Genomic DNA, 25357 nt, shown 5'->3' with positions numbered 1-25357 from the left:
ACTGAACGATCCGGCACAACGAACACGAAATCACTACGGAGCATGCACAATGTCCAAGACGATTGATTTGATCAAAGAACACGAAGTCAAATGGGTTGACCTGCGCTTCACCGACAGCCGCGGTAAAGAACAGCACGTTACACTGCCTGCCACTGAAGTAGACGAAGACTTCTTCGCTGACGGCAAGATGTTCGACGGCTCTTCTATTTCTGGTTGGAAAGGCATCAACGAGTCCGACATGATCCTGATGCCGGTTGACGATACCGCCGTGCTGGATCCGTTCACCGAAGAAACCACCATTAACATCACCTGCAACATTGTAGAGCCGACAACCATGCAGGGTTACGAGCGCGACCCCCGCTCCGTTGCCCAGCGCGCAGAGGAATACCTGAAGTCCACCGGCATTGCCGACGGCGCCCTGTTTGGCCCGGAGCCCGAGTTCTTCATCTTTGACTCCGTGAAGTGGAAGACCGACATGCAGGGCTCCATGTACTCCCTGCACTCCGAAGAAGCCGCCTGGGTATCCGGCGAAGACTTCGACCGCAACAACATCGGCCACCGCCCGGGCGTAAAAGGCGGCTACTTCCCGGTTCCGCCGGTAGACAGCCTGCACGACCTGCGTGGCGCTATGTGTGCGGCTATGGAAAACATGGGCCTGACCATCGAAGTGCACCACCACGAAGTGGGCACAGCCGGCCAGTGTGAAATCGGCGTTGGCCCGAACACCCTGACCCGCAAGGCAGACGAAGTTCAGATTCTGAAGTACTGCGTGCACAACGTAGCCCACGCCTACGGCAAAACCGCCACCTTCATGCCCAAGCCGGTCGTGGGTGACAACGGTTCCGGCATGCACGTACACATGTCCCTGAACAAAGACGGCAAAAACCTGTTTGCAGGTGACAGCTATGCCGGCCTGAGCGAAATGGCCCTGTACTACATCGGCGGCATCATCAAGCACTCCAAGGCCATCAACGCCTTCACCAACCCGGCCACCAACAGCTACAAGCGCCTGGTACCCGGCTTTGAAGCCCCGGTAATGCTGGCCTACTCTGCCCGTAACCGTTCCGCTTCCATCCGGATTCCGTACGTAAGCAGCCCGAAGGCACGCCGTATCGAAGTGCGCTTCCCGGACCCGGCAGCCAACCCGTACCTGGCCTTCGCCGCCCTGATGATGGCCGGCCTGGACGGCATTCAGAACAAGATCCACCCTGGCGATGCCATGGACAAGGACTTGTACGACCTGCCGAAGGAAGAAGCCATGAACATCCCGCAGGTAGCCACTACCCTGCAGGAGGCGCTCGATTGCCTGGCAGAAGACCACGAGTTCCTGACCCGCGGTGGCGTGTTCACCGAAGACATGATTGCCGGCTACATCGACCTGAAACGTGGCGAAGTTGAGCGTATCAACATGACCACTCACCCGGTTGAATTCGAACTGTATTACTCCTGCTAAGCCACTGCACCAACTTGGTGCAGACCGGTAGCAACAAGCCCCGCCCCGTGCGGGGTTTTTTGTATCAGCCGTTGAAAACCCCGCCAGCGGCGCCGATAATCGAGGCAGTTGATCAATGCAGGCCTTTATTATGAAAACACCTCTCGCCCTTGTAACCGGATTCTGTTTACTGGCCGCCGCCGGCGCCCACGCAGAGGTGTACCGGCATGTGGATGCCCAGGGCAACGTCACCTTCTCAGACGAGCCGATGCAGGGCAGCGAAACCGTAAAAGTAAAACCGGTGACCACCATCACCCTGCCCAAACCGGAAGTGGTGCGGGAAACCGACCAGCTTCGGCAAGAAGTCCAGAAGGAAGGCGCCAACTACGACAGCCTCACTTTTGTGCACCCGAAAAATGACCAGGCCTTCCACAGCGGCAGTGGCGACGTCACCTTTGAAGTGCGCAGCACCCCCGGCCTCAAGCGTGGCCACAAATACGAAATCACCCTCGACGGCCAGCCCGTAGGCCAGAGCTCCTCCGGCTCGGTAACCGTGAACAATATTGACCGCGGCACCCATCAGGCTGGCGTGCATATCGTGGACGAGCAGGGCGTTCAGGTGAAAACCGGCCCCGGCATCAGCTTTACCGTTCATCGCCCGTCTGTCCTGCGCCGATAACACATCAGCGGTAGCACCCGGAATTAGTTGCACCAATTTAGTGCATACGCACCACATTAACGCCATACTCTGGGCAGCGAAGGGGCAAATCGCCGGCTGCCTGTAGCCTTTCCCGCACCATCTGCACCAAGCCACAGCACCGCCATGCCCTACAGGCCGGCCCACGCCCGGCCGTTGCCCATTTTTTTCTGCCAGCCAGAAAAACTGGTTCGGATTTTGCAAAACCGGGGTACACGCATGAAACGAAAACGGAAGCCGAGCATGACGTTGCAGCCGCCCGCCACCCCGGACAGTGGATACAAAAGCATTCTGGACAGCCTGAGCACCTCCCTTCTGGTGCTGGGCGAAGACCTCACTATCCGTTACCTGAACCCGGCGGCCGAGAACCTGTTTGAAACCAGCCTGACCCGCACCCGGGGCCAACCGCTGGGTGACCTGCTGATCGACTCCAGCGACGCCCTGAAGACCCTGTACGCAGCCCTCAACAACGGCCAGTCCTACACCCGCCGCGAGGCCGAGTTCGCCCTGCTGACAGGCTCACGCTTCACCGTAGACTATTCGGTAACCCCGGTCAGCGTAGACCCGACCGAGCTGGTGATCGAAATCCAGCCGAAAGACCGGATGCTGCGCATCAGCCGGGAAGAAGACATCATCTCCCAGCAGGAAACCACCCGCATCCTGGTGCGCGGCATGGCCCATGAAATCAAGAACCCGCTCGGGGGCATCCGGGGCGCGGCACAACTGCTGGACCGGGAACTGAACAGCGAAGACCAGCGCGAATACACCCAGGTGATCATCAACGAAGCCGACCGGCTGCGCAGCCTGGTGGACCGCATGCTGGGCCCCAACAAAGCCCTGCAGATGGCCAGCACCAACATCCACGAAGTACTGGAACGGGTACGCACCCTGATTGAAGCCGAAAGCAAGGGCCGGGTGCGCCTGAAGCGGGATTACGACCCCAGCATTCCGGAATTCACCGGCGACAAGGAACAGCTGATCCAGGCCTTCCTGAACATCGCCCGCAACGCCATGGAAGCCGCCTTCGAAAACCAGGTGGACAGCCACAGCGGTGACATGCCCACCATCACCTTCCGCACCCGGGCCCTGCGCCAGTTCACCATCGGCCACCGACGCCACCGACTGGTGTGCCGGGTAGACATCATCGACAACGGCCCGGGTATACCGCCGGAACTGCTGCAGAACATTTTCTACCCCATGATCAGTGGCCGGGCGTCCGGCACGGGCCTGGGGCTTTCCATTACCCAAAGCATCATCGGCCAGCATCGCGGGCTGGTGGAATGCGAGAGTGAACCGGGAAGAACCGACTTCATCATCTTCCTGCCTCTGGAGGACAACCAATGAGCCGAACGGGAAACGTCTGGATCATAGACGACGACAAAAGCATCCGCTGGGTACTGGACCGTGCCCTCACCCAGGCCGGCCTGCACCCCCGCGTATTCGACAGCGGTGAAAGCATCATGATGCGCCTGGAGCACGAACAGCCAGATGCCATCATCAGCGACATCCGCATGCCCGGCGTAGACGGCATTACCCTGCTGTCCCGGATCGTGAAGAAGCACCCGGACCTGCCCGTTATCATCATGACCGCCCACTCCGACCTGGACAGCGCGGTGACCAGCTACCAGACCGGTGCCTTCGAATACCTGCCCAAACCCTTTGATGTGGACGAAGCCGTGGCACTGGTAAAACGCGCCATCGCCCACAGCCACGAGAAAAAGGCCGCGGCGGAACCCCAGATGGAGTCGGTTCAGAAAAACCTGGAAATCATCGGCGAAGCGCCCGCCATGCAGGAAGTGTTTCGCGCCATCGGCCGGCTCTCCAACTCCAACATTACCGTACTGATCAACGGCGAGAGTGGCACCGGTAAAGAACTGGTGGCCCAGGCCCTGCACAACCACAGCCCCCGGGCCCACAACCCGTTCATCGCCCTGAACATGGCTGCCATCCCCAAAGACCTGATTGAATCGGAACTGTTCGGCCACGAAAAAGGCGCCTTCACGGGCGCCGGCGCCACCCGCCAGGGCCGTTTTGAGCAAGCCAACGGCGGCACCCTGTTTCTGGACGAAATCGGCGATATGCCCGCCGACACCCAGACCCGCCTGCTGCGGGTACTGGCCGATGGCGAATTCTACCGGGTAGGCGGCACCACCCCCATCAAAGTGGATGTGCGCATCATCGCCGCCACACACCAGGACCTGGAAAAACTGGTGCAGGCCGGCAGCTTCCGCGAAGACTTGTTCCATCGCCTGAACGTAATCCGCGTACACCTGCCCAAACTGGCTGAACGCCGGGAAGACATCCCCAAACTGATGCAGCACTTCCTGAAACGGGCCGCCAAGGAACTGTCGGTAGAAGCGAAAATACTGCGGCCAGATGCCGAAGAATACCTGACCACCCTGCCCTGGCCCGGCAACGTGCGCCAGCTGGAAAACACCTGCCGCTGGCTGACCGTAATGGCCAGCGGCCGGGAAATCCACGTAGACGACCTGCCCCCGGAACTGCTGCACCAGGCCGACACCGACAACACCGGCACCGGCCAGACCTGGCAGGAAGGCCTGAAAAACTGGGCCGAACTGGAACTGAAGCGGGGCAAGAAAGCGATCCTGGACAACGCGGTGCCGGAGTTCGAGAAAATCATGATCGAAGCCGCCCTGAAACACACCGGCGGCCGCCGCCGGGATGCCTCGGTACTGCTGGGCTGGGGACGGAATACGCTGACCCGGAAGATTAACGAGTTGGGGATGGATCATCCGGAGGGGGAGGAAGAGTAAGCCTCTTCCCCCATGAGATTGGATTCAGTTGGCGGGGACTTCGCGCCAGTAGTTGATGCGGTCGTTGCCGCGGTAGACGCCGAAGGTGGCGGTGGCGCGTGATCAACACCACTTATCCGTGCTTGATCGGTTCGCACCCGATGATCCGGCGCCTGTCAGGTGCAAGTCCGACAGGCTGCCAGGTAGTCAACGTGCGTCCCACTTAGGTTCCACTTACGTCCCCTTAACACTCTCACCGAGCGCGTATCACGTGGTTGGTTAGCCGGGCGTTCTAACAACTTCCCCGACCGACTACACGTGAAGTGACCTCTCAAGAGTCATAGGTCACTGATATCCTGAAACCCACAAAGGACTATGGTTCAACCAATCAGGCTTAACCGTATGGGGCCTGTAATGACGGGCGCAAGTTAGACTCTTTCACCGCCACCCGCCTTTTCCTGACATGCTGCACTCCCCTCCCTCTTTCGAGGTTCAAGCCCATTACTGGGCGAGGATAAGTCAGGTTTGCAATAGGCCTACCAACAGCCTATACGTGTAGCGCAAATTTCACAAACACTTGATTTACCTAGAAAAATGGCTCACTCAGAAGGGGATATCGTCATCGAAGTCGTCAATCGGCTCCGGCATGCCGCCGCCCTGCTGCTGGGGCGGCTGGTTGCTGTACCCGCCACCCTGGTTACCCTGGCCACCCTGCTGCTGTTGCGGGGGCGGGTTGTTGTAGCTGGCCGCTTGCTGGGGCCGGCCCTGGGGCGCGCCCTGGTTCATGCCGCCTTCGCCACCACGGCTGTCGAGCATCTGCATCTGGCCGTTGATATCCACCACAATCTCGGTGGTGTAACGGTCCTGGCCATCCTGCCCCTGCCATTTGCGGGTTTGCAGGCGCCCTTCGATATACACCTTGGAACCTTTGCGCAGATACTGCCCTGCCACTTCAGCCACCTTGCCGAACAACACCACCCGGTGCCACTCGGTTTTCGGTACCAACTGGCCGGATTGACGATCCTTGTAGCTTTCATCGGTCGCCAGGTTGAGGTTTACCACCGCGTTGCCGTTCGGGGTGTAACGGGTATCCGGATCCTGGCCCAGATTACCGATAAGAATTACCTTGTTTACGCCTCGTGCCATTGTATGCTCCTGGTCTCTTTTGCTGAACGCCTGCGTTCCATGCAGGCATCCTGTGTTTTAAGTAGTGCTACCCTGCCGCACAAATTCAAAGTGCGCAAGCTGCTCTTCCCGAAAATGCTGACGGTCTACCTTCAGGTACGCCATGGCGGCCTCTTCCACGATCACCACGTCTTCCACGCCCGGCAGTTTTCGCAGGTTCTGGTCGATCTCGTCAAAACTGATACTCACGGCGTTTTTCAGCTGTACCACAAAACTGGTGGTGTAACCCGGTGCAGGCATGGTTAACGCCACCAGCAACCATACCACCAGCGCTGCGGCCATCAGCCAGAGTACACCTTCCAGGCCAGCGGTCTGCAACAGCCAGCCGCCCAGTGCACCACCCAGAAACGCGCCGAAGAACTGGGAAGTGGAATACACGCCCATGGCGGTGCCCTTGGCCGCAGCCGGGGCTTCTTTGCTGATCAGCGACGGCAAGCTGGCTTCCAGCAGATTGAACGCCATAAAGAAGAAGAATAGCACAGCCCACGCCAGCCACAGGCTCTGGCCAACACCGGTCATCGACGCAGCCGCCAATGTCAGCAGGGCGATGGCGCCGCATAGCACCGGCTTCATTTTCCGTTTTTTCTCGCCAACGATGATGAACGGCACCATGGCGAAGAACGAGGTAATCATAACGCTGAGATAGAACCACCAGTGGGAACTGGCCTTCAACCCCAGCTGATCCTGCAACATGGTCGGGAACACCAGGAACAGCGCGGTCAGTACAAAGTGCAGGATGAAAATGCCGACATCGAGCCGTAGCAGCCGGCCATCAGCCAGGACACGGCTGACCATTTCCCGGGCCGGATGGGTGTCGGCACTGACCTTGTGCTGGTGCGGTGTGGGCACAACCCGGGCAACCACCACCAGCGCCAGAACCGCCAGTACCGCCGTGGTATAGAAAATCCCGGACAGCCCCCAGGCAGCCCCCAGCAGCGGGCCCACAACCAGGGAGACCGAAAACGACAGGCCAATGGAAATGCCCACGGTGGCCATGGCCTTGGTGCGCTGCTCCTCCCGGGTGAGATCACTGAGCAACGCCATCAGCACACTGGCAATCGCACCGGCACCCTGAAGAATCCGCCCGGCAATAACTACGTATATGGAATCGGTAGCGCCAGCCAGCACACTACCGGCTGCGAACAGGACCAGGCCGATGTAGATCATCCGCTTGCGGCCAACCCGGTCTGACAGCAAACCGAACGGAATCTGCAGCAGTGCCTGGCTCAGGCCGTAGGCACCAATTGCGAAACCGATCAGCGCGGGCGTAGCGCCTTCGAGGTCGCTGCCCAGCAAAACGAAGACCGGCATTACCATGAACAGGCCCAGCATACGCATGGCGTATACCGATGCCAGAGCTACTACTGAGCGTTTTTCAAGCGCGTTCATGCTAACCCGTGCCGGACTGGTTGAATGTATAGGCGCAGCCTGTCACTGCGAGCGGCGCATTGTACCAGAAGCGCTATGCAGACGGGACTACTCACAACGGGGCGGCAGAAAGCGGCTGCGGGCGGCCTAGAGCAGCCAGAGGAATCTGTACACGGTTTAGCCGGCGCCACCCGAAAACGATATAATCGACGTTTTTACCCAAGCGAGGTGTTATGGACCATATCCAGATCAAGGGTGCACGCACCCACAACCTGAAGAACATCGACCTGGATATGCCGCGGGACAAGCTGATTGTCATCACAGGCCTTTCCGGTTCCGGTAAATCTTCCCTGGCGTTCGATACGCTCTATGCCGAAGGCCAGCGCCGGTACGTGGAATCGTTGTCCACCTATGCCCGCCAGTTCCTGTCGATGATGGAAAAACCCGATGTGGACCACATCGAAGGCCTTTCCCCGGCCATTTCCATCGAGCAGAAATCCACCTCACACAACCCGCGCTCCACTGTGGGTACCATTACCGAGATATACGACTACCTGCGCCTGCTGTTCGCCCGCGCCGGTGAACCCCGCTGCCCGGACCACGGCCAGCCTCTGGAAGCCCAGACCGTAAGCCAGATGGTGGACCAGGTGATGGCCATGCCGGAAGGCAGCAAACTGATGATCCTGGCGCCGGTCATCCGGGATCGTAAAGGTGAACACCTGCAGGTGATCGACACCATGCGCAGCCAGGGCTTTATCCGCTTGCGGGTCGACGGTACCGTTTACGATATCGACGACCTACCGGCGCTGGATAAAAAGCGCAAACACCAGATTGATGTGGTGGTCGACCGGTTCAAGGTGAAGGAAGGCCTGGAGCAGCGGCTCGCCGAGAGCTTTGAAACCGCCCTGGAGCTTGCCGACGGCATTGCCCTGGTCGCGCCCATGACCGGTGAAGGCGAGGAACACACCTTCTCAGCCCGCTACGCCTGTACCCAGTGCGGCTACGCCCTGAGCGAACTGGAACCCAAGCTGTTCTCTTTCAACAACCCGGCCGGCGCCTGCCCCACCTGTGACGGCCTGGGCGTGCGCCAGTTTTTCGATGCCGAAAAGGTTATCCAGAGCCCGGAAGCCACCCTCGCCTCCGGCGCCATCAAAGGCTGGGACCGCCGCGCCGTGTACTATTTCCAGATGCTCACCAGCGTGGCGGAGCACTATGGCATTGACCTCGAAACACCCTGGGAAGAGCTGCCGGAGAACTTCCAGCAGGCCCTGCTGTATGGTTCCGGCGATGAAGACATCACCTTCCGGTATGTGAACTCCCGCGGCCATATCATGGAAAAGGCGCACCCGTTCGAGGGCATATTGCCCAACCTGGAACGCCGCTACCGGGAAACCGACTCCCAGAGCATGCGGGAAGAACTGGCCCGCAACCTCAGCACCCAGCCGTGCAAGGATTGTGGCGGCTCACGCTTGCGCCGCAGCGCCCGCCATGTGTTTATCGAAGAGCGCACCCTGCCGGAAATCACCCGACTGCCCGTCGGCGACGCCCATCGCTACGTGAGCGAACTGGCCCTGCCCGGCCGCAAAGGTGAAATTGCCGAGAAAATCCTCAAGGAAGTACGCGAACGCCTGCAATTCCTGGTTAACGTCGGGCTGGAATACCTCACACTGGAACGCAGCGCAGACACCCTGTCCGGCGGTGAAGCCCAACGCATCCGGCTGGCCAGCCAGATCGGCGCCGGCCTGGTGGGCGTCATGTACATACTGGATGAGCCGTCCATCGGCCTGCACCAGCGTGACAACGACCGCCTGCTGGCCACCCTCACCCACCTGCGGGACCTGGGCAACACCGTGATCGTAGTGGAGCACGACGAAGACGCCATCCGCGCCGCCGACTACGTGATCGACATCGGCCCGGGCGCCGGCGTACACGGCGGCGAAATCGTCGCCCGCGGCACCCCGGCCGAGATCATCGCCAACCCGGCGTCCATGACCGGCCAGTATCTCAGTGGCGAAAAGGAAATTGCCGTTCCCAAAGCCCGAAACAAAGGCAACGGCAAAAAACTCGTGCTATCCGGCGCCTCCGGAAACAACCTGCAGAACGTCACCCTGAACCTGCCACTGGGCGTGATGACCTGCATCACCGGCGTATCCGGCTCCGGCAAATCCACCCTGATCAACGCCACCCTTTATCCGGTGGCGGCAGCCAAGCTGAACAAAGCCACCAGCCTGAGCCACGCCCCCTACAAAAACCTCAAGGGCCTGGATCACCTGGACAAGGTCATCGACATAGACCAGAGCCCTATCGGCCGGACTCCGAGATCCAACCCGGCCACCTACACCGGCCTGTTCACCCCCATCCGTGAACTCTTCGCCGGCACCCAGGAAGCCCGGTCCCGAGGCTACAAACCCGGCCGTTTCTCCTTCAACGTCAAAGGCGGCCGCTGCGAAGCCTGCCAGGGCGATGGCGTAATCAAGGTAGAGATGCACTTCCTGCCCGACGTGTACGTGCCCTGCGACATCTGCAAAGGCAAACGCTACAACCGCGAAACATTGGAAGTCCGCTACAAAGGCAAAAACATCAACGAAGTGCTGGAAATGACCGTTGAAGAAGGCCGTGAATTCTTCGACGCCGTGCCTTTCATCGCCCGAAAACTGCAAACCCTGATCGACGTGGGCTTGTCGTACATCCGCCTCGGCCAAAGCGCCGTCACATTGTCCGGCGGCGAAGCCCAGCGGGTAAAACTGGCCAAGGAACTGTCCAAGCGCGACACCGGCAAAACCCTGTACATCCTCGACGAGCCCACCACCGGCCTGCACTTCTACGACATCCAACAATTGCTGAACGTACTGGAGCGGCTGCGGGACCATGGCAACACCATAGTGGTGATCGAGCACAACCTGGATGTGATCAAAACGGCGGACTGGATTGTGGACCTCGGACCCGAGGGTGGTTCTGGTGGCGGGCAGATTATTGCCGAGGGAACTCCGGAGGAGGTAGCGGACAATCCGTCGTCACATACCGGGCGTTATTTGAAGCCTATGCTTAAGTAGGTTTTTAGCCACGGAATCCACTGAAAAACACGGAAAACACGGAAAAACACGGAAAAACACGGAAAGATAAAGACAAGGACGTTTTGCCACGAAAACCACGAAAGGACACTAAAAAATAAGACCTTTTTTAGAAAAGGCATACCCCGGAAGACCGGACGGTCAGGGTGGTGTGGGTGAATTTTCTGCCGGAAAAAGATGTCTGAGCGAAGCGAGTTGTTTTTCCAAAGAAAATTCACCCACACCACCCTGACCAGCCCCCGATACCTTCAGGCGTCAGGCACAAAAAAACCGGGCCCTTTCGGAACCCGGTTTTTTTTCAGGACTAAACGGAGATTTTACTCTTCGCCTTCGTCCACCTCTTCAGCTTCGATGTCCAGAGGACGGCCGACAAGCTCTACGAATGCCATAGGGGCATTGTCGCCAGCACGGAAACCGCACTTCAGGATACGAAGGTAACCACCCGGACGCTCGCTGTAACGGGGGCCCAGCTCATCAAACAGCTTGGCTACCGCAGCATCGCTACGCAGGCGTGAGAACGCCAGACGACGATTTGCTACCGAATCATTCTTTGCGAGCGTGATCAACGGCTCAGCTACCCGACGCAGCTCTTTGGCTTTCGGGAGCGTCGTTTTGATCAGCTCGTGCTCAACCAGTGACGCAGTCATGTTACGGAACATGGCCTTGCGATGCGCACTGGTCCTGTTGAACTTACGACCACTCTTACGATGACGCATTGCTCTGATTCCTTACCTTAAACTAATCGGCGATCAACCGCCCAGAACCCGGTCATCACCACGAAGGCTTGCCGGCGGCCAGTTATCAAGACGCATACCCAGAGACAAACCACGGGACGCAAGAACGTCCTTGATCTCGGTAAGCGACTTTTTGCCAAGGTTAGGCGTCTTCAGCAGCTCCACTTCGGTGCGCTGGATAAGATCGCCGATATAGTAAATGTTTTCAGCCTTCAAGCAGTTAGCTGAACGCACAGTCAACTCCAGATCATCAACCGGACGCAGCAGAATCGGATCAATTTCTTCCTCTTCTTCAACGCGCTCTGGCTCTTTCTCATGATCGAAATCTACGAACACCGCCAGTTGCTGCTGGAGGATGGTAGCCGCCCGGCGAATTGCTTCTTCCGGATCGATAGTACCGTTGGTCTCCAGGTCAATAACCAGCTTGTCCAGGTCTGTACGCTGCTCAACCCGAGCGCTCTCGACGGCATAAGCCACACGACGAACCGGGCTGAACGTAGCATCAAGCTGCAAGCGTCCGATGGCACGAGTTTCGTCCTCGTCCAGACCACGCTGATCAGCCGGCTCATAGCCGCGGCCACGTGCAACACGCAAACGCATGTTCACTTCGCCGTTTTCGCTCAGGTGACAGATCACGTGCTCCGGGTTAGCGATTTCCACATCGTGGTCCAGCTTGATATCGCCGGCAGTCACTACGCCCGGGCCTTTCTTGCTGAGCGTAAGCTCAGCATCGTCACGGCCGTGCATCTTTACGGCGACGCCTTTGAGATTCAGGAGAATCTCGATGACGTCTTCCTGGACACCTTCAATGGCACTGTACTCGTGCAGGACACCGTCGATCTGTGCTTCAGTCACGGCGCAGCCCGGCATTGAAGACAGAAGAATACGACGCAGCGCACTACCCAGGGTGTGACCGAAACCGCGTTCGAGCGGCTCCAGGGTCACCTTGGCGCGCGCGGCGCTGGATTCTTTCACGTCAATGGTACGAGGTGTCAATAACTCATGTACTGAACGCTGCATAGACGCCCCTATCTGCTATCGTTGCTAACTGGGCTTTACTTGGAGTAAAGCTCGACGATGAGGTTCTCGTTGATGTCGGCCGGCAGTTCAGTACGCTCAGGTACTGACTTGTAAACGCCGGACATCTTGTTGGCGTCAACCTCTACCCAGCTTACCGGTGCGCGGCTACCAGAGAGTTCCAGAGCGCCTTTAACACGCAACTGGTTCTTGGACTTTTCGCGCACACTCACAACGTCACCCGGCTTAACCTGGTAAGACGGAATGTTCACCGACTTATCATTCACCAGGATCGCCTTGTGAGAGACGAGCTGACGAGCTTCCGCACGGGTAGAACCAAAGCCCATGCGATATACAACGTTATCCAGACGGCCTTCCAGAAGTTGCAGCAGGTTTTCACCGGTTGCGCCCTTCCGACGGGCAGCCTCTTTGTAGTAGCTACGGAACTGCTTCTCAAGCACACCGTAGATACGACGAACTTTTTGCTTCTCGCGAAGCTGCAAGCCGTATTCGGACAGACGACCGCGACGCGCGCCGTGCATACCCGGCGGAGTCTCGATGTTGCACTTGGAATCGAGCGCGCGTACGCCGCTCTTCAGAAAAAGATCTGTCCCTTCACGACGAGACAGCTTGCACTTCGGGCCTATATAACGAGCCATATTTCACTGTCTCCTGTGTTAGACGCGGCGCTTCTTGGGCGGACGACAGCCGTTGTGGGGAATCGGCGTCACATCAGTGATGTTGGTGATCTTGTACCCGCAGCCGTTAAGCGCGCGTACAGCGGATTCACGTCCGGGCCCAGGACCCTTAACCTCTACGTCCAGGTTTTTAAGGCCGTATTCAGCAGCCGCATTACCGGCTCTTTCAGCTGCTACCTGCGCAGCAAAAGGTGTACTCTTACGTGAGCCGCGGAAACCGGAACCACCTGAGGTGGCCCAGGACAGGACGTTGCCCTGACGGTCCGAAATGGTCACGATGGTGTTGTTGAAGGACGCGTGAATGTGCGCGACGCCATCAACAACCGTCTTTTTCACCTTTTTACGGGTACGTGTACCTGGCTTTGCCATGTTTGCCTACCTGTTACTTACGAATAGGTTTGCGAGGACCTTTACGGGTGCGGGCGTTGGTCTTGGTGCGCTGACCACGGACCGGAAGGCCGTGACGATGGCGCAGACCACGGAAGCAACCGAGATCCTTCAAACGCTTAATGTTCATCTGTACTTCACGACGCAGATCGCCTTCGACGGTAAACTTGCCCACTTCAGTACGAAGTGCTTCAAGCTGCTCGTCGCTCAGGTCTTTGACCTTGGCGTCCGGCTTAACGCCGGTTGCATCGCAAAGCTTCTGGGCTGTTGTCTTGCCAACACCAAAGATGTAGGTCAGCGAGATAACAGCATGTTTGTGATCGGGTATATTGACACCGGCTATACGTGCCATCCAAATTACTCCGCGTTCAAAGCTTTGCTGTGTGAATTTTCCGCCACAAAAAGGGCGCGAAATAATAGCGCCTGACCCGTGGTCGAGTCAAGCGCCACTATTCCGAACCCCTTCTGCAATGTCAGTGCGATTCCGGAGAATCAGCCCTGGCGCTGCTTGTGGCGAGGCTCCGAGCAGATGACTCGCACTGAGCCATTGCGTCGAATTACTTTGCAGTTACGGCAAATTTTCTTTACCGAAGCGCGTACTTTCATTGTCGACTCCAGTTTTCAAGGGGAACGGCTTAATCAGCCGTTCCGACCATAGCCCTTGAGATTGGATTTCTTCATCAGCGATTCATACTGATGGGACATCAGGTGCGACTGAACCTGCGCCATGAAATCCATCACCACGACTACAACAATCAGCAGAGACGTACCACCAAGATAGAAAGGCACGTTACCCGCAACCATCAGGAACTGAGGGAACAGGGATACTGCTGCAATATACATAGCCCCGAACAACGTCAGACGGGTAAGCACACCATCGATGTACTTGGAGGTCTGTTCTCCCGGACGAATACCCGGGATAAACGCGCCGGAACGCTTGAGGTTATCCGCAACTTCTTTGGGGTTGTACATCAGCGCTGTGTAGAAGAAGCAGAAGAAGACTACTGCTGCTGCGAACAGAATGATATACAAAGGCTGGCTCGGCGCCAATGCCTGGGACACATCGCTCAGCCATTCCATGCCTTCACCCTGGCCAAACCACTGACCGAGCGAAGCCGGGAACAGCAGAATGGAAGAGGCGAAGATCGGCGGAATAACACCGGCCATGTTCACCTTCAGCGGCAGGTGACTGGACTGCTGGGCAAATACCCGGCGCCCTTGCTGCCGCTTGGCATAGTTGATGGTAAGCCGGCGCTGGCCCCGCTCCATGAAAACCACGAAGCCGACAACCGCGATTGCCAGGATACCAATACCGAGCACTACCAACAGGCTCATTTCACCGTTACGGGCCTGCTCCAGGGTCTGACCAATAGCCCCCGGGAGACCGGCAACAATCCCTGCGAAAATCAGCAGGGAAATACCGTTACCGATACCACGCTCGGTGATCTGCTCGCCAAGCCACATCATGAAGACGGCACCACACACGAAGGAAACAACCGCCACAAAGTGGAAGCTGAAGCTGTCGTTAAAGGTAACGCCCTGAGAGGCCAGCCCCACAGAAATACCAAAGCCCTGAACCAGGGCCAGGATAACCGTACCATACCGGGTGTACTGACTGATCTTGCGACGACCAGCCTCGCCTTCTTTCTTCAGCTGCTCAAGCTGCGGACTAACCGCAGTCATGAGCTGCATGATAATAGAGGCAGAAATGTACGGCATGATACCGAGTGCGAAGATACTCATGCGCTCAAGCGCACCACCGGAAAACATGTTGAACAGACTCAGGATAGTACCCTGGTTCTGGTCAAACAGTGCCGCCAACCGGTCCGGGTTGATGCCTGGAACCGGGATGTGGGCACCGATCCGGTACACCAACAACGCCAGGAAGACGAACCAGAGCCGCGAGCGCAGCTCTGCAAATCCTTTTCCGGCGCCCGCAGGCAATGATGCTGTCTTGGCCATTTAGTCCTCGACTCGTCTTAGTCTTCGACTTTCCCACCCGCGGCAATGATTGCCTCGCGTGCGCCTTTGGTGACACGTAGCCCTTTAACGGTTACTGCGCGGTCCAGCTCGCCAGACAGCATAACCTTGGCTTCGCGAATTTCTTCACGAATGATGTCAGCCTTTTTCAGTGCAGCCAGGTCGACTACATCGCCTTCTACCTTCGCCAGTTCGTTCAGGCGAATCTCAGCAACGTAACGCTGCTGGCGGGAGGTGAAACCAAACTTCGGCAGACGACGGGCCAGAGGCTGCTGACCACCCTCGAAACCAGGGGCTACGGAGCCACCGGAACGGGATTTCAGACCTTTGTGACCGCGACCGCCGGTTTTACCCAGACCGCTACCGATACCACGACCAACGCGCTTGGCGCTAGGACGTGAACCAGGTTCCGGAGCAAGTTCGTTCAGACGCATCTTAGTTCTCCTCAACCTGAACCAGGTAGTTAACCCGGTTGATCATGCCGCGAATGGAAGGAGTATCTTCCACTTCAACGGTGTGACCGATTTTACGAAGACCCAGACCCTTTACACACAGCTTGTGCTTGGGCTGACAGCCGATCGGGCTGCGGGTCAGAGTTACTTTGATCGTTTTTGCGTTCGCCATGACTTCAACCCAGAATATCTTCGACGGATTTACCGCGCTTGGCTGCAATATCTTCAGGCGCCTTCATGGCCTGCAGACCCTTGATGGTGGAACGTACCACGTTCACCGGGTTGGTAGAGCCGTAGCACTTGGACAGAACGTTCTGAACGCCTGCCACTTCCAGTACCGCACGCATCGCACCACCGGCGATAACACCGGTACCTTCAGATGCCGGCTGCATGTACACCTTGGAACCGCCGTGCTGGGCGCGAACCGGGTACTGCAGAGTGTTGCCGTCAAGCGCCACATCTACCATGTTCTTACGAGCAGCTTCCATCGCCTTCTGGATGGCTACCGGAACTTCCCGGGCCTTACCACGACCGAAACCAACGCGTCCTTTACCATCACCCACTACAGTCAGTGCGGTGAAGGCAAAAATCCGGCCGCCTTTAACAACCTTGGCGACGCGGTTTACCTGAACCAGCCTTTCCTGGAGCTCAGGCGCCTTCTGTTCGTTAACGCTCATCTTCTCCACCTCTTAGAATTGCAAGCCAGCTTCACGGGCTGCGTCGGCCAGAGCCTGGACGCGACCGTGATAACGGTAACCTGAGCGGTCAAAAGCGACCTTCTCAATGCCTGCTGCCTTGGCACGCTCAGCAATCAGCTGACCGACCTTCTTGGCAGCGTCCACGTTACCGGTTGCACCCTGGCGCAGTTCCTTATCCAACGTGGAGGCAGTGGCCAGCACTTTGCTGCCATCTGCAGTTGTAACCTGGGCGTACATATGACGCGGAGTGCGGTGAACGCACAGACGGTCAGTACCCAGCTCACGAATCTTCATGCGCACTTTACGTGCGCGACGCAGTCTTTCGATATTCGCGCTCATAGTCCCGCCTTATTTCTTCTTGGCTTCTTTGCGTCTGACCTGCTCATCCGCATAACGAACACCCTTACCCTTATAAGGCTCGGGCGGACGGAACGCGCGAATTTCAGCAGCGACCTGGCCAACCTGTTGCTTGTCGATACCGCGAATCACAACTTCCGTATTGGACGGAGTTTCAGCGGTAACACCCTCGGGCAGCTCATACTCGACCGGATGGGAAAAACCCAGGGTCAGGTTAAGCTTCTTACCTTGCGCCTGCGCACGGTAACCTACGCCCGTCAGCTGCAGCTTGCGCTCCCAGCCTGTGGATACGCCGGCAACCATGTTGTTAACCAGCGCACGAGTAGTACCAGCAAGAGCGCGGGACTGTTTGGCACCATCGCGTGCAGCAAAGCGAAGAGTACCCTCTTCCTGCTTTACTTCTACCGCTTGGTGAATGGTGAATTGAAGTGCTCCCTTGGAGCCCTTCACGTTAATTTCCTGTCCGTTCAGCTTGACCTCAACACCGGAAGGCAGCACGACAGGATTATTGGCAACCCTGGACATGTGTATCTCCTAGAATACGGTGCAGATGACTTCGCCACCCACGCCTGCAGCTCGTGCGGCGCGGTCTGTCATAACGCCCTTGGACGTTGAGACAATCGCGACTCCCAGACCACCGGATACTTTCGGCAGTTTCCCGGCGCCTTTGTACTGGCGCAGACTCGGACGGCTAACCCGCTTGATCTCTTCAATAACCGGCTTGCCGCCGAAATATTTCAGAGTAATGGTCAGCTCGGGCTTCGCGTCAGCTGAAACAGAGAAATCCTCAACGTAACCTTCGTCCTTCAGGACCTGGGCTACGGAGACCTTCATTTTGGAAGATGGCATCGTTACGTCAGCTTTTGACGCCATCTGGGCATTACGGATACGGGTAAACATATCCGCAAGCGTGTCTTGCATACTCATTAGTATGAGGCTCCTGATCTTTTTAGTTGTGCAGCGGCGTGCCGCACCGCTTACCAACAGGCACCTGACCGAAGTCAGGTTGCCTATCTTACCAGCTTGCCTTGGTCAGGCCCGGAACGTCACCGCGCATGCCGTATTCACGGAGTTTAATCCGTGAAAGCTCGAACTTGCGCAGAACGCCGTGGGGACGACCAGTCACCTGGCAACGATTCCGAAGACGCGAAGGAGATGAATCACGCGGAAGCTGCTGGAGCTTCATTTGTGCATCCCAACGGTCATCGTCGCTGGTATTCGGGTTTTTGATAATCGCCTTGAGCTCAGCGCGCTTGGCAGCGTATTTCGCTACCAGTTGCTCGCGCTTTTGCTCGCGGTTCTTCATTGAAACCTTCGCCATGTCACTCGTTCCTTATTTCTTGAACGGAAAGCCAAAGGCTTTCAACAGTTCGCGACCTTCGTCGTCGGTACCGGCAGTGGTGGTGATGGTGATATCCAGCCCGCGGATCTTGTCGACTTTGTCGTACTCGATCTCAGGGAAGATGATCTGCTCACGAACACCCATGCTGTAGTTACCGCGACCATCGAAGGATTTCGGGTTCAGACCGCGGAAGTCACGAATGCGGGGAACCGCAATGTGCACCAGACGATCAAAGAAATCCCACATGCGCTCACCGCGCAGGGTCACTTTACAGCCAATCGGCCAACCTTCACGGATTTTAAAACCCGCTACGGATTTGCGTGCCTTGGTGACAACCGCTTTCTGACCTGCCAGGCGCTCAAGATCCGCCACGGCATTCTCAATCAGCTTTTTGTCACCAACCGCTTCGCCAACACCCATGTTCAGGGTGATTTTCTCGATACGCGGCACCTGCATAATGTTCTTGTAACCGAACTCTTTCTGCAGGGCGGGTACCACTTCCTTAGTGTACTGCTCTTTCATGTTAAGCATCGTAACCACCACCGCTTACTGGTTATCGACAGCTTCGTTCGTGGACTTGAAGATCCGCACTTTGCTGCCGTCTTCCTTGATCTGGAAGCCAACACGATCGGCTTTGCCGGTCTGCGGATTAAAAATAGCCACGTTGGAAGCCTGGATAGGCGCTTCTTTCTCGACGATACCACCCGGGGTGCCGAGCATCGGGTTCGGTTTTGTGTGCTTCTTCATCATGTTGATGCCAGAAACAATCACGCGACCGTCGTCCTGAACCTTCAGGACTTTACCACGTTTGCCTTTGTCTTTCCCCGTGGTGACGATTACTTCGTCATCTCGTTTGATCTTTTTCATAACCGGCCTCTGGTCCTTTAAAGTACTTCGGGTGCCAGTGAGATAATCTTCATGAACTTCTCGTTACGCAGTTCACGGGTAACCGGTCCGAAGATACGGGTACCAATGGGAGCGTCCTGATTGTTCAGAAGTACCGCCGCGTTACCGTCAAAACGGATCAGAGAACCGTCCGGACGACGCACACCCTTACGGGTACGTACTACAACAGCCTTCAGGACCTGGCCTTTTTTCACCTTGCCGCGGGGGATGGCTTCCTTAACGGTTACCTTGATGATATCCCCAACGGTTGCATAACGCCGGTGAGATCCGCCCAGGACCTTGATGCACATAACCTGACGTGCACCACTGTTATCCGCGACTTCAAGCATTGTTTGAGTCTGAATCATGGTTGTTCTCCGGGCGAATTACACCTTGGCAGCGCGTTCGGTGACTTCCACCAGGGCCCAGGTCTTGGTCTTGGAGACCGGACGGGTTTCCTGGATGGTAACGGTGTCACCAATGTTGCACTGATTGCTTTCATCGTGTGCATGGATCTTGGTTGAACGCTTCATGTACTTACCGTACAGAGGGTGTTTCACCTGACGCTCAACCAGGACCACGATGGACTTGTCCATCTTGTTGCTCACGACCTTGCCGCTCAGAGTTCTGGCAGTTTGGGTAGCTTCGGTCATGTCACTGTCCTGCCTTTTCATTCAATACTGTTTTCACGCGAGCGATATCGCGCTTCACCTTGCCGAGAAGGTGAGACTGATTCAGCTGACCTGTCGCCTTGCGCATGCGCAGGTTGAACTGCTCCTTCAGGAGGTCGATCAGCTCTTTGTTCAGCTCCTCGACTGACTTTTCACGCAGCTCTGTTGCTTTCATCACATCACCGTCCTCTTAACAAAGGTGGTCTGTACCGGCAGTTTGGCAGCAGCCAGAGTGAAAGCTTCGCGGGCGATTTCTTCCGCTACGCCTTCCATCTCGTAAAGCATACGGCCTGGCTGAATCTCAGCCACCCAATACTCGACAGAACCTTTACCTTTACCCATACGTACTTCAAGCGGCTTACCGGTGATCGGCTTGTCCGGGAATACCCGGATCCAGATCTTACCGCCCCGCTTGATGCGGCGAGTCATGGTACGACGCGCTGCCTCAATCTGGCGCGCAGTTATACGCCCACGGCTAGTCGCCTTCAATCCGTATTCACCGAAGCTCACCTTATTGGCGCGGTGAGCAAGACCGGTGTTACGGCCTTTCATTACCTTGCGGAATTTGGTGCGTTTTGGTTGCAGCATAAGAGTGCCCCTTTACTTAGAACCTTTCTTCCCAGAGGCTTTCTTGTCAGCACGGACCTGCTCCATACCACCAAGAATCTCACCTTTGAAGATCCATACCTTTACGCCGATAATGCCGTAAGTGGTCTTCGCTTCGTAGGTTGCATAATCAATATCTGCACGCAGTGTGTGCAGAGGTACACGACCTTCGCGATACCACTCGGAACGTGCGATCTCAGCACCCCCAAGACGACCACCAACCTGAATCTTGATACCCTTGGCACCCTGGCGCATGGCGTTCTGTACCGCACGCTTCATAGCGCGACGGAACATCACACGACGCTCCAGCTGGCCGGCAACGTTTTGCGCTACCAGGCGGGCATCCAGGTCCGGTTTGCGGACTTCTTCGATGTTGATGTGCACGGGCACACCCATCATGTCGCTAACTTCACGACGCAGACGATCAACATCTTCACCCTTCTTACCGATAACAATACCGGGGCGGGCGGTATGGATCGTGATCCGGGCGTTCTGAGCAGGGCGCTCGATCACGATCTTGCTGACAGACGCCTTAACCAGACGCTTGTCGAGGAACTCGCGAACCTGAATATCATTCAGCAGATTCTTCGCGTAGTCCTTCTTGTCGGCATACCACACTGAGTTGTGCTCTTTGATCACACCCAGGCGAATGCCGGTTGGATTTACTTTATGACCCATCTGAGCATCTCCTACTTGTCGGCGACCTTGACGGTGATATGACAGGTGCCCTTGAAAATACGATCAGCGCGCCCCTTGGCTCGAGCTTTGATTCGCTTGAGCGTTGGGCCCTCATCCACCATAACGGTGGAAACCCTCAGATCATCTACGTCCAGACCTTCGTTATGCTCAGCGTTGGCAATGGCAGACTCAAGAGCCTTCTTGATTACTACCGCTGCCTTCTTCGGGCTGAAAGTCAGAATGTTCAGGGCGTCCTCAACAGCCTTGCCGCGTACCTGGTCGGCGACAAGACGTGCTTTCTGAGCTGAGAGGCGAGCGCCCTTATACTTGGCTGCTACTTCCATTTCTATTACCTCACAATCAGCGTTTAGCTTTCTTGTCGGCCGCATGGCCACGATAAGTACGCGTTGCCGCGAACTCACCCAGTTTATGACCGACCATATCTTCGGTGACATAAACCGGCACGTGCTGCTTGCCGTTGTGGACTGCAATGGTCAGGCCTACCATCTCCGGAAAAACTGTTGACCGGCGGGACCAGGTTTTAATGGGCCGCTTGTCATTTCCTTCCAGAGCTGCCTCGACCTTCTTCAACAGATGCAGGTCTATAAAAGGACCTTTCTTTAAAGAACGTGGCACAGCAATTACCTCTATGTAGTCGTTTACTTGGCTGAACGACGACGTACTATCATCTTGTCAGTACGCTTGTTCTTACGAGTCTTATGCCCTTTGGTCGGAACACCCCACGGAGTAACCGGGTGACGTCCGCCAGAGGTACGCCCTTCACCACCACCATGCGGGTGGTCAACTGGGTTCATAGCAACACCACGTACTGTTGGACGTTTACCGCGCCAACGTGATGCACCCGCTTTACCAAGCTGCTTGAGGCTGTGCTCGCTGTTGGATACTTCACCCAGCGTTGCACGGCAATCTACAAGCACCTTACGCATTTCACCTGAACGCAGGCGGATAGTGGCATATGCCCCTTCCCGAGCTACCAGCTGTACGGATGCGCCCGCGGAGCGAGCCAGCTGGGCACCTTTGCCAGGTTTCAGTTCGACGCAGTGGATCACAGAACCGACCGGAATGTTCCGGAGCGGCAGAGTGGAGCCCACCTTGATCGGCGCGTCGACGCCGGAACGCACTGGATCGCCAGCTTTCATACCCTTGGGAGCGATGATGTAGCGACGCTCGCCATCGGAGTACTTCAGCAGTGCGATGTGCGCAGAGCGGTTAGGATCATATTCCAGGCGTTCAATGATCGCCGGGATACCATCTTTGGTCCGCTTGAAATCGATAACACGGTAGTGTTGCTTATGACCACCACCAATGTGACGAGTAGTAATGCGGCCAGCATTGTTACGGCCACCAGACTTACTCTTAGTTTCTACCAACGGCTCGTAAGGACGTCCTTTGTGCAGATCCGGGTTGTAAAGTTTTACAACGTGACGGCGTCCGGCAGATGTTGGCTTGGTTTTGACGATCGGCATATTACGACCCCTTTACCTTATTCCACATCCAGAAAATCGATGTCCTGACCTTCTGCCAGCTTGACGTAAGCCTTACGAATGTCATTACGCTTGCCGAACCCGCGGATAGTGCGCTTGAGCTTACCCTTACGGTTCAGAACCTGAACACCTTCGACGGTGACGTTGAACAGCTGCTCAACGGCTTTTTTGATCTCCGGCTTGGTTGCATCAGGGGCTACACGAAACACCACCTGACCACGCTCTGCCGCCAGAGACGCTTTTTCTGATACGTGCGGCCCAAGCAGGACCTTGTAAATACGTTCCTGATTCATCCCAGCATCTCCTCGATCTTCTTCAGAGCGGGAACAGTCACCACGACTTTCTCGAAGGCAACCAGGCTGACCGGATCCAGACCCGCTACGTCGCGAACATCCACGTGGGGAATGTTGCGGGAGGCCAGGTGCAGGTTCTGCTCAACGTTCTCGGACAGGATCAGGGCATTGGAAACGCCCAGGTCCTTCAGCTTGGCAGTAAAGGCCTTGGTCTTGGGGGAGTCGACGTTGATGTCGTCAACCACAACCAGACGCTCCTGACGAACCAGCTCGGAGAGAATGGAACACATAGCCGCACGGTACATCTTGCGGTTAACCTTCTGCTCGAAGTCGCGAGGCTTGGCAGCGAAGGTTACACCACCGGAGCGCCAGATCGGGCTACGGATGGTGCCGGCACGTGCACGGCCGGTACCCTTCTGGCGCCACGGCTTCTTGCCGCCGCCGCTAACTTCGGAACGTGTTTTCTGAGCCTTGGTACCCTGACGGCCAGCTGCCATGTAGGCAGTTACCACCTGGTGAACCAGAGCCTCATTAAAATCTTTGGCAAATGCAGCGTCGGAAACAGAGATTCCCTTGCCGCTACCAGTAATTGTTAATTCCATCGCACCGCTCCTCAGGCTTTAACTGCAGGCTTGATGACAACATCGCCGCCAGTTGCGCCAGGTACGGCACCACTTACCAGCAGCAGGTTGCGCTCGGCATCGACACGGACAATCTTCAGGTTTTGCACAGTAACCTGCGCATTACCCAGCTGACCGGCCATTTTCTTGCCCTTGAATACCTTGCCCGGAGTCTGGTTCTGACCAATGGAACCCGGAGCACGGTGGGACAGAGAGTTACCGTGAGTAGCGTCCTGCATAGAGAAGTTCCAGCGCTTTACGCCGCCCTGAAAACCCTTACCCTTGGACTGACCGATGGCATCAACCACCTGACCGTCTTCGAATACAGAGACAGTGAGCTCGCCACCCGCAGCCAGTTCTTCGCCTTCGCCGTCAGCCAGACGGAATTCCCACACGCCACGACCAGCCTCGACACCCGCTTTCGCGAAGTGACCAGCAGCCGCCTTGTTTACACGGGAGGAACGACGAGAACCTACGGTTACCTGTACTGCACGGTAGCCGTCGCTTTCGAGAGTTTTGAGCTGGGTAATGCGGTTGGGCTCAACCTCAATTACCGTGACAGGCAGGGCCTGTCCTTCGTCCGTAAAAATACGGGTCATACCGGCCTTACGACCGACAACACCAATTGCCATGTTTCACCTCTTAAGTGTACGGGGCTCGCACCCTCTATGGCCTATGACAGTTACACAGACTAATACCGGGCGGTATTAGCCGAGGCTGATCTGAACGTCTACACCTGCTGCCAGGTCCAGTTTCATCAGAGCATCCACTGTCTTTTCCGTCGGCTCAACGATGTCGAGCAGACGCTTGTGCGTACGAATTTCATACTGATCGCGCGCGTCTTTGTTGACGTGCGGAGAGATCAATACCGTGTACTTTTCCTTCCGCGTCGGCAGAGGGATTGGACCACGCACCTGAGCGCCGGTCCGCTTAGCGGTATCGACGATCTCCTGCGTGGACTGGTCGATCAGGCGATAATCAAACGCCTTCAACCGGATTCGAATTTTTTGGCTTTGCATGATGCACCAAACTCCACTCGTAGCAGCTACTAGTTAGCCGACCTTCAAAAAAAGGAGCCGCATTGTATGCATAATACCCAACCGTGTCAACTGCCACTGCAATCGACACCGCCAGGTACGCTTTTGCGACTTAAACGGAAAAAGGGGCTGAATAATTCAGCCCCTTTTTCCTGATCAATCGAGCATATTACTCGATGATCTTGGATACCACGCCGGCACCAACGGTACGGCCGCCTTCACGAATCGCGAAGCGCAGACCATCTTCCATGGCGATCGGAGCGATCAGGGTAACAGTCATTTTCACGTTGTCACCCGGCATTACCATTTCTACGCCTTCCGGCAGTTCGCAAGAACCGGTCACGTCAGTGGTCCGGAAGTAGAACTGCGGACGGTAGCCCTTGAAGAACGGAGTATGACGACCACCTTCTTCTTTGGACAGTACGTACACTTCACACTCGAACACAGTGTGCGGCTTGATGGAGCCCGGTACACACAGAACCTGACCACGCTCAACGTCGTCACGCTTGGTACCACGCAGCAGAACACCTACGTTCTCACCGGCACGACCTTCGTCCAGCAGCTTGCGGAACATCTCAACACCAGTACAGGTGGTCTTGGTGGTGTCGCGGATACCCACGATTTCCACCTCGTCACCTACCTTGATGATGCCACGCTCAACACGGCCAGTTACTACGGTACCACGACCGGAGATGGAGAATACGTCCTCGATCGGCATCAGGAACGGCTGATCGATGGCACGCTCCGGCTCAGGGATGTAGTCATCCAGGGCTTCTACCAGCTTCTTAACAGCGGTAGTACCCATCTCGTTGTCGTCTTTACCTTCCAGAGCCATCAGGGCAGAACCGGTGATGATCGGAGTGTCGTCACCCGGGAAGTCGTACTGGCTCA

At 56.7% G+C, this 25357-nt stretch carries 36 protein-coding genes and 1 pseudogene; 5 read left to right on the top strand and 32 right to left on the bottom strand.

Features of this window, described 5'->3' with window-relative positions:
* Nucleotides 1–49: 49 nt before the first annotated feature.
* The 4 genes from glnA (at nt 50) to glnG (ending at nt 4903) form a co-directional block, all read left to right on the top strand.
* Nucleotides 50–1453: a glutamate--ammonia ligase gene (glnA, locus tag LWH94_RS05640; protein WP_232901503.1), complete on the top strand. Its 1404-nt coding sequence runs from the start codon at nt 50–52 to the stop codon at nt 1451–1453.
* Nucleotides 1454–1583: 130 nt separating this feature from the next.
* Nucleotides 1584–2111 carry a DUF4124 domain-containing protein gene (locus tag LWH94_RS05635; RefSeq protein WP_232901502.1) on the top strand — a complete coding sequence of 176 codons (528 nt, stop codon included), beginning with the start codon at nt 1584–1586 and terminating at the stop codon, nt 2109–2111.
* Between the two features lie 261 nt (nt 2112–2372).
* Nucleotides 2373–3473, top strand: coding sequence for a nitrogen regulation protein NR(II) (glnL, locus tag LWH94_RS05630; RefSeq protein WP_232901501.1), 1101 nt, complete (start codon nt 2373–2375; stop codon nt 3471–3473).
* A complete protein-coding gene (gene glnG, locus LWH94_RS05625; RefSeq protein WP_232901500.1) occupies nt 3470–4903 on the top strand; it encodes a nitrogen regulation protein NR(I) in 1434 nt (477 codons plus the stop codon). The genes glnL and glnG overlap by 4 nt, the downstream gene beginning before the upstream one ends.
* A 24-nt stretch (nt 4904–4927) precedes the next feature.
* Here the strand turns inward: glnG and LWH94_RS19595 are convergent.
* The 3 genes and pseudogenes from LWH94_RS19595 to LWH94_RS05615 all read right to left on the bottom strand — a co-directional run.
* Nucleotides 4928–4999, bottom strand: a pseudogene (locus LWH94_RS19595) (DUF6701 domain-containing protein); the annotation flags it as partial.
* 486 nt (nt 5000–5485) lie between these two features.
* Nucleotides 5486–6028 carry a single-stranded DNA-binding protein gene (gene ssb / locus LWH94_RS05620; protein WP_022989938.1) on the bottom strand — a complete coding sequence of 181 codons (543 nt, stop codon included), beginning with the start codon at nt 6026–6028 and terminating at the stop codon, nt 5486–5488.
* A gap of 57 nt (nt 6029–6085) precedes the next feature.
* The gene (locus LWH94_RS05615) at nt 6086–7456 is read right to left on the bottom strand and encodes an MFS transporter (RefSeq protein WP_232901499.1); all 1371 of its coding nucleotides are present in this window, start codon (nt 7454–7456) and stop codon (nt 6086–6088) included.
* A 212-nt stretch (nt 7457–7668) separates the two neighbouring features.
* Between LWH94_RS05615 and uvrA the strand changes: the two genes are divergently transcribed.
* Nucleotides 7669–10488 (top strand): excinuclease ABC subunit UvrA, encoded by a 2820-nt coding sequence (gene uvrA, locus LWH94_RS05610; protein WP_232901498.1) that lies wholly within the window; start codon nt 7669–7671, stop codon nt 10486–10488.
* Nucleotides 10489–10823: 335 nt separating this feature from the next.
* On the opposite strand, the gene rplQ is transcribed toward uvrA, so the two are convergent.
* The 29 genes from rplQ to LWH94_RS05465 all read right to left on the bottom strand — a co-directional run.
* Entirely contained in the window at nt 10824–11222 is a 399-nt protein-coding gene (rplQ, locus tag LWH94_RS05605; RefSeq protein ID WP_058341459.1) for a 50S ribosomal protein L17, read from the bottom strand.
* 33 nt (nt 11223–11255) lie between these two features.
* Nucleotides 11256–12260: a DNA-directed RNA polymerase subunit alpha gene (locus LWH94_RS05600; protein ID WP_058341458.1), complete on the bottom strand. Its 1005-nt coding sequence runs from the start codon at nt 12258–12260 to the stop codon at nt 11256–11258.
* A 35-nt stretch (nt 12261–12295) separates the two neighbouring features.
* Complete coding sequence (gene rpsD / locus LWH94_RS05595; RefSeq protein ID WP_022989798.1) at nt 12296–12916, bottom strand: 30S ribosomal protein S4; 621 nt, start codon at nt 12914–12916, stop codon at nt 12296–12298.
* A gap of 18 nt (nt 12917–12934) precedes the next feature.
* Nucleotides 12935–13324, bottom strand: coding sequence for a 30S ribosomal protein S11 (gene rpsK / locus LWH94_RS05590; RefSeq protein ID WP_004580767.1), 390 nt, complete (start codon nt 13322–13324; stop codon nt 12935–12937).
* A gap of 13 nt (nt 13325–13337) precedes the next feature.
* The gene (gene rpsM, locus LWH94_RS05585) at nt 13338–13694 is read right to left on the bottom strand and encodes a 30S ribosomal protein S13 (protein ID WP_022989797.1); all 357 of its coding nucleotides are present in this window, start codon (nt 13692–13694) and stop codon (nt 13338–13340) included.
* A 140-nt stretch (nt 13695–13834) separates the two neighbouring features.
* A complete protein-coding gene (rpmJ, locus tag LWH94_RS05580) occupies nt 13835–13948 on the bottom strand; it encodes a 50S ribosomal protein L36 (RefSeq protein ID WP_008174902.1) in 114 nt (37 codons plus the stop codon).
* A 33-nt stretch (nt 13949–13981) separates the two neighbouring features.
* A complete protein-coding gene (secY, locus tag LWH94_RS05575) occupies nt 13982–15304 on the bottom strand; it encodes a preprotein translocase subunit SecY (RefSeq protein ID WP_232901497.1) in 1323 nt (440 codons plus the stop codon).
* A gap of 17 nt (nt 15305–15321) precedes the next feature.
* Nucleotides 15322–15756: a 50S ribosomal protein L15 gene (gene rplO / locus LWH94_RS05570; RefSeq protein WP_022989795.1), complete on the bottom strand. Its 435-nt coding sequence runs from the start codon at nt 15754–15756 to the stop codon at nt 15322–15324.
* A 1-nt stretch (nt 15757) separates the two neighbouring features.
* Nucleotides 15758–15946: a 50S ribosomal protein L30 gene (gene rpmD / locus LWH94_RS05565; protein ID WP_007153997.1), complete on the bottom strand. Its 189-nt coding sequence runs from the start codon at nt 15944–15946 to the stop codon at nt 15758–15760.
* A gap of 4 nt (nt 15947–15950) precedes the next feature.
* A complete protein-coding gene (gene rpsE / locus LWH94_RS05560) occupies nt 15951–16451 on the bottom strand; it encodes a 30S ribosomal protein S5 (RefSeq protein WP_022989794.1) in 501 nt (166 codons plus the stop codon).
* Between the two features lie 12 nt (nt 16452–16463).
* Nucleotides 16464–16811, bottom strand: a complete 348-nt coding sequence (gene rplR / locus LWH94_RS05555; protein ID WP_022989793.1) for a 50S ribosomal protein L18 — start codon at nt 16809–16811, stop codon at nt 16464–16466.
* A 9-nt stretch (nt 16812–16820) separates the two neighbouring features.
* The gene (gene rplF, locus LWH94_RS05550; RefSeq protein WP_022989792.1) at nt 16821–17354 is read right to left on the bottom strand and encodes a 50S ribosomal protein L6; all 534 of its coding nucleotides are present in this window, start codon (nt 17352–17354) and stop codon (nt 16821–16823) included.
* 9 nt (nt 17355–17363) lie between these two features.
* Nucleotides 17364–17756, bottom strand: coding sequence for a 30S ribosomal protein S8 (gene rpsH / locus LWH94_RS05545; RefSeq protein WP_022989791.1), 393 nt, complete (start codon nt 17754–17756; stop codon nt 17364–17366).
* Between the two features lie 88 nt (nt 17757–17844).
* The gene (gene rpsN / locus LWH94_RS05540) at nt 17845–18150 is read right to left on the bottom strand and encodes a 30S ribosomal protein S14 (RefSeq protein ID WP_022989790.1); all 306 of its coding nucleotides are present in this window, start codon (nt 18148–18150) and stop codon (nt 17845–17847) included.
* Nucleotides 18151–18162: 12 nt separating this feature from the next.
* Nucleotides 18163–18702, bottom strand: a complete 540-nt coding sequence (gene rplE / locus LWH94_RS05535) for a 50S ribosomal protein L5 (protein ID WP_022989789.1) — start codon at nt 18700–18702, stop codon at nt 18163–18165.
* Between the two features lie 15 nt (nt 18703–18717).
* Nucleotides 18718–19038 carry a 50S ribosomal protein L24 gene (gene rplX / locus LWH94_RS05530; RefSeq protein ID WP_022989788.1) on the bottom strand — a complete coding sequence of 107 codons (321 nt, stop codon included), beginning with the start codon at nt 19036–19038 and terminating at the stop codon, nt 18718–18720.
* A gap of 17 nt (nt 19039–19055) precedes the next feature.
* Complete coding sequence (gene rplN / locus LWH94_RS05525) at nt 19056–19424, bottom strand: 50S ribosomal protein L14 (RefSeq protein ID WP_011784252.1); 369 nt, start codon at nt 19422–19424, stop codon at nt 19056–19058.
* Nucleotides 19425–19442: 18 nt separating this feature from the next.
* Entirely contained in the window at nt 19443–19709 is a 267-nt protein-coding gene (gene rpsQ, locus LWH94_RS05520; RefSeq protein ID WP_022989787.1) for a 30S ribosomal protein S17, read from the bottom strand.
* A gap of 1 nt (nt 19710) precedes the next feature.
* Nucleotides 19711–19902, bottom strand: a complete 192-nt coding sequence (gene rpmC / locus LWH94_RS05515; RefSeq protein ID WP_008174877.1) for a 50S ribosomal protein L29 — start codon at nt 19900–19902, stop codon at nt 19711–19713.
* A complete protein-coding gene (rplP, locus tag LWH94_RS05510; protein WP_022989786.1) occupies nt 19902–20315 on the bottom strand; it encodes a 50S ribosomal protein L16 in 414 nt (137 codons plus the stop codon). Before rplP ends, rpmC begins: the two co-directional genes overlap by 1 nt.
* Before the next feature lie 12 nt (nt 20316–20327).
* On the bottom strand, nt 20328–21011 hold the full coding sequence (rpsC, locus tag LWH94_RS05505; protein WP_022989785.1) for a 30S ribosomal protein S3: 684 nt from the start codon (nt 21009–21011) through the stop codon (nt 20328–20330).
* Nucleotides 21012–21022: 11 nt separating this feature from the next.
* Nucleotides 21023–21355: a 50S ribosomal protein L22 gene (gene rplV, locus LWH94_RS05500; RefSeq protein ID WP_232901496.1), complete on the bottom strand. Its 333-nt coding sequence runs from the start codon at nt 21353–21355 to the stop codon at nt 21023–21025.
* Between the two features lie 16 nt (nt 21356–21371).
* The gene (gene rpsS / locus LWH94_RS05495) at nt 21372–21647 is read right to left on the bottom strand and encodes a 30S ribosomal protein S19 (RefSeq protein WP_036219840.1); all 276 of its coding nucleotides are present in this window, start codon (nt 21645–21647) and stop codon (nt 21372–21374) included.
* A 23-nt stretch (nt 21648–21670) separates the two neighbouring features.
* On the bottom strand, nt 21671–22498 hold the full coding sequence (rplB, locus tag LWH94_RS05490; protein WP_022989783.1) for a 50S ribosomal protein L2: 828 nt from the start codon (nt 22496–22498) through the stop codon (nt 21671–21673).
* A 17-nt stretch (nt 22499–22515) separates the two neighbouring features.
* Nucleotides 22516–22809: a 50S ribosomal protein L23 gene (gene rplW, locus LWH94_RS05485; RefSeq protein WP_008174862.1), complete on the bottom strand. Its 294-nt coding sequence runs from the start codon at nt 22807–22809 to the stop codon at nt 22516–22518.
* Nucleotides 22806–23411 (bottom strand): 50S ribosomal protein L4, encoded by a 606-nt coding sequence (gene rplD, locus LWH94_RS05480; RefSeq protein WP_022989782.1) that lies wholly within the window; start codon nt 23409–23411, stop codon nt 22806–22808. The genes rplW and rplD overlap by 4 nt, the downstream gene beginning before the upstream one ends.
* 11 nt (nt 23412–23422) lie before the next feature.
* On the bottom strand, nt 23423–24061 hold the full coding sequence (gene rplC / locus LWH94_RS05475; protein WP_022989781.1) for a 50S ribosomal protein L3: 639 nt from the start codon (nt 24059–24061) through the stop codon (nt 23423–23425).
* Nucleotides 24062–24136: 75 nt separating this feature from the next.
* The gene (gene rpsJ / locus LWH94_RS05470; RefSeq protein ID WP_004580743.1) at nt 24137–24448 is read right to left on the bottom strand and encodes a 30S ribosomal protein S10; all 312 of its coding nucleotides are present in this window, start codon (nt 24446–24448) and stop codon (nt 24137–24139) included.
* A gap of 187 nt (nt 24449–24635) precedes the next feature.
* The coding region (locus LWH94_RS05465; protein ID WP_269802495.1) for an EF-Tu/IF-2/RF-3 family GTPase at nt 24636–25357 on the bottom strand (722 nt) is incomplete at its 5' end.

It is taken from the genome of Marinobacter sp. G11 (assembly GCF_021282325.1).
Taxonomy (GTDB): Bacteria; Pseudomonadota; Gammaproteobacteria; order Pseudomonadales; family Oleiphilaceae; genus Marinobacter; species Marinobacter vinifirmus.
The sequence above is the reverse complement of the archived record's forward strand: the minus strand, read 5'-3'. Positions and strand labels throughout refer to the sequence as shown.